The 3,208-nt window shown below is 32.4% G+C and carries 4 protein-coding genes; all 4 read right to left on the reverse strand.

From position 1 onward, the window contains the following. Positions 1–433, reverse strand: a 433-nt coding sequence (locus J7K39_02475; protein MCD6178746.1) for an ORF6N domain-containing protein, incomplete at its 3' end; no start/stop codon positions are given. Continuing rightward, positions 420–710: a hypothetical protein gene (locus J7K39_02480; protein ID MCD6178747.1), complete on the reverse strand. Its 291-nt coding sequence runs from the start codon at positions 708–710 to the stop codon at positions 420–422. The genes J7K39_02475 and J7K39_02480, both read right to left, overlap by 14 nt. A 142-nt stretch (positions 711–852) precedes the next feature. Continuing rightward, the gene (locus tag J7K39_02485) at positions 853–1,776 is read right to left on the reverse strand and encodes a nucleotidyl transferase AbiEii/AbiGii toxin family protein (protein ID MCD6178748.1); all 924 of its coding nucleotides are present in this window, start codon (positions 1,774–1,776) and stop codon (positions 853–855) included. Continuing rightward, on the reverse strand, positions 1,773–2,540 hold the full coding sequence (locus J7K39_02490; GenBank protein MCD6178749.1) for a type IV toxin-antitoxin system AbiEi family antitoxin: 768 nt from the start codon (positions 2,538–2,540) through the stop codon (positions 1,773–1,775). Before J7K39_02490 ends, J7K39_02485 begins: the two co-directional genes overlap by 4 nt. Between the last annotated feature and the right edge of the window lie 668 nt (positions 2,541–3,208).

Below are 3,208 nucleotides of genomic sequence, written 5' to 3' on the forward strand. Positions count from 1 at the left end.
GGTTCTCAAGTTTCTTTTTGATTTCTTCTATTTCCAGTTTTACACTTAAATTATCGGTCAACAATTGACGGACCCTTGTAAATATTCGCATTATCTGGATATTTACATTTATTGCCCTTTCGCTGTTCAGTATACCTGACAACATTGCAACACCCTGTTCAGTAAATGCATATGGAAGATTTCTGCTTCCACCCCAACTTGATGTTCCAAATTGGAATATCAAGTTGTCAAACTCTTCCTTTGTTAATCGGAACATAAAATCTTCAGGAAAACGCTTGATATTTCTTTTAACAGCTTTGTTTAAGTTTCCTGTTAGAACTCCATAAAGCTCAGCCAAATCCCTATATAGCATTACCTTTTGATCACGGATAAAATATATTTTGTTCATCACTATTTCATCGGGGATTATTGACTGGATTTTATCTTTTGTCATATTTCCTGTTGTATTTGATTTTAAAATCGTAATAACCATTGGCTCCATTTAAATGAACTCCGGTTACTACTTTTAGTCTATCGTCTTCAATAGTCATACTGGTCGTATTTGAACTTGGAGTCCAAGGAGAATAAACGCCTTCATTAAAATCTGTATCGTAAAGCTCATCGTCTTTATAAGATAAGCGGATATTACCCAAATGGTCTTTATACTGGTAAATATAATCAAAACCACCTTGGGTATTTGGCTCTATATAACCTTCGGGCTGACTTATCATCTGCAAGACATTATTCTTAAAGCCTTGTAAATGTAGCGAATATTTTCAGACCGAAAACTACAATGTTTTCAATTGAAAAACTTTCTACGACCTAATCAGACCTTCAGTTTTTTGATGGAATATTCGACCGAGCAGAGAAAAGTTAAATATTTAAAACACTTTTTAGTTCTTCAATCATGAGACCATGTTTATCAGGGTTTGTTTCTTTGAATTTTTTAATATTAATCAATTTCCATTTTACAGCTGGCAAATCCTTCAATATCGATAAGGGAAACAGCTCCCATTTAGGCTCTCCCATTTCAAAACTTAGTATAAACTTTTTATCATCAGCAGAGAATTTATTATTAATGAGTTCTATCAATTTATTTCTAGTATTAATATAATCATTATAAGAAAATTCAACAGTCGTCATTCCTGCAAATTGATTATCAAATGCCAATTTCTGATCTTTTAGAACTGGAGCTATAAGTTCATTAATTGGTTTGTAATGACTGATTAAGCCTACTATAAACCCTTGCCATATTTCATTGGTAAACCCTTCGTTATCCAGCAAAAGTTTTACATCAAATAAATCTCTCGGATGTTGCCTATCAACAGCGGCACATATTTTACCACCGTATAACTCAGCCATTGAAACTACAGTTATAGCAGCAAATTTACCAAATTCATCTTGTACTAAATCAGTTACTTGCATTAATCTTGTTGGAAACACATTTCCTCTTGTAACGGTATTGACCTCGATTTTTATTTGTGCATTTTGTCCTTGACAATTTAATTTAACATCGGTTCCTCCATTTAATGAAACGGTACTGACTTTTAAATTCTTAATATTCTTTTCAAGGTCTGTTTTAATTCTATTTAGTCCTGCTTGAATATTTTCTAAAGCAAGCCCTCGCGTATCAACAGGTAAATATGTTAAATCTACATCTACCGATAAACGTGGCATATCTCTAACAAAAAGATTAATTGCAGTTCCACCTTTTAAAGCAAAATCCTTCTCTTTAGCCACATATGGTATAACCTGAAGTAATAAATCTACTTGTCTTCTATATTCTTCTTTAATCATAATTCTGCTAGTTCTTTCGGTATTGATATTTGATATTTTGAATTATACACTGCATTTTCACCTATCATTCTCTTTCCTTTTCCTAAATCGATATCTTTTGCATCAAGAAATTGAAACCAAGAATGATTTGATTTCTCGGCCATCAATAAAAATAATCGCTTTACTTTTACCGAATTACACACTTGCAATAATTCTTTTACTAGCTTGGGTTTTAAATTTACAAGTCCTTCGAATATATGATAACATTCTGTCAAATCAGCTTCTGTAGGCGATAAATATAAACATTCCATTATTGCTCGTTCTGGACTTGAAACGGTTATAGCTATCTGCTTAACTTCTATTTCTACTAGGCCTAAATTGCAAGGCAAAAATGATGTCCTTTTATGTAAGATATTCATCCCCCAATCGTGATCTAAAAACCATTTAGGCAAGTTATTCTGTAATGGGGAAAATAATTGCAATGTCTCTTTTTCGAAACGAAAATAATGACTAAAACCTAGTTGAGCTAAAGCCGATAAAGCACCTAGGTGAACTTTTATTTCAGTTTGTTTTTGGATAGCATTTATTGCTCCTTGCCACTCTACTCTGTCCTTTGGCTTTTTGTATGCTCCACGACCTACTGGCTCTAACCAAGCTGATTGAATATAGTATTTTTGTAAATTTCGAGATATGCCAAAACTCTCGAGCCAAGAACTTGTTACTACAGTTCCTGGAAGCAATAAGCCAAAGAGTTTTCTTAAATTTGTTTCTTTTCGTATCGTCATACTACTTAAATTTCAACAAATATAAGAAATATTAATATTTAGAGCAAGTTTTTTCTTAAATATATTTTATTTAAAGCAACTGGACTGCCTGTATTTTCATCTATTTAAGAATGTATTCATGTTTTCAGATGCAAAGCTTTTTTTTGACCTAATCTAAAGATTAGGCCGAGCGGGGGTATTTGGCTCTATATAACCTTCGGGCTGACTTATCATCTGCAATGAATCATTCAGGTATATATAATTACCCGAATAGACTGTAGTTGTTGTATCCGCACCTTCTGTCACTATCTTTTTTTGTTTTGTACCTAAAGCGTCGTAAATGTAGTGAATATTTTCAGACCGCAAACTACAATGTTTGTCAGGAGAAAAGCTTTTTTAGAACCTAAAGCCTCTCCGCCTTTTGACGGAAGATTAGGTTGAGTGGGGGTAAAATCTGCTAAGCATAGATTTTGTTTGATTTGACCTTCTAAGACTAATCTTTTATATAAATGATTACTAGTATGTATTTTGTCTATACAAGAATGTATTTTTGTCAGGCATAAACTTTATGGCACTATCATGTTTATTATCCATATAATATTTGAAAGATATTCCATTAACAAAATTTATCATGTCACTAGTATAATCTTCTTTTTTTTCAAATAAACCTTCGAAATCATAATTAAAAC

Source organism: Bacteroidales bacterium (genome assembly GCA_021157585.1).
Classification (GTDB): Bacteria; Bacteroidota; Bacteroidia; order Bacteroidales; family UBA12170; genus UBA12170.

Coding starts and splice junctions, on each gene's coding strand:
- J7K39_02480 (MCD6178747.1), bottom strand. CDS start 710: ATGATAAGTCAGCCCGAAGGTTATATAGAGCCAAATACCCAAGGTGGT.
- J7K39_02485 (MCD6178748.1), bottom strand. CDS start 1,776: ATGATTAAAGAAGAATATAGAAGACAAGTAGATTTATTACTTCAGGTT.
- J7K39_02490 (MCD6178749.1), bottom strand. CDS start 2,540: ATGACGATACGAAAAGAAACAAATTTAAGAAAACTCTTTGGCTTATTG.